This is a genomic window from Rhizobium sp. Rhizsp42 (assembly GCF_047304155.1).
Lineage (GTDB): Bacteria > Pseudomonadota > Alphaproteobacteria > Rhizobiales > Rhizobiaceae > Rhizobium.
On sequence record NZ_JBGLYS010000175.1, the window covers coordinates 1 to 252 of the forward strand.

Annotated in this window: 1 protein-coding gene; it reads right to left on the reverse strand. The window is 56.3% G+C overall.

Features of this window, described 5'->3' with window-relative positions; all coding sequences use genetic code 11:
* Positions 1 to 26: 26 nt before the first annotated feature.
* The coding region (locus ACCD05_RS31990) for a hypothetical protein (protein WP_413397706.1) at positions 27 to 252 on the reverse strand (226 nt) is incomplete at its 5' end.

Sequence of the window (252 nt, forward strand, 5' to 3'; positions counted from 1 at the left end):
GGCCTTCAGGTTATGAGCCTGACGAGCTACCGGGCTGCTCCACCCCGCGCCAGCGCAAAGCCTTCGGCTTTGTCGCGCTTGAGTAAACCGCTTAGCGGTTTACTCTTACTGCCGGAGCAAAACCCTTTGGGTTTTGTTCCTGTAAGGGACGCACCATTATAGACCAGGTGCGCCGAAGTTTCATTCTGTATGTTCGAACCAGCAAAAGCAAAAGGCCGCTTGCGCGGCCCGATGTTTTCGGCTGGGCCGAAG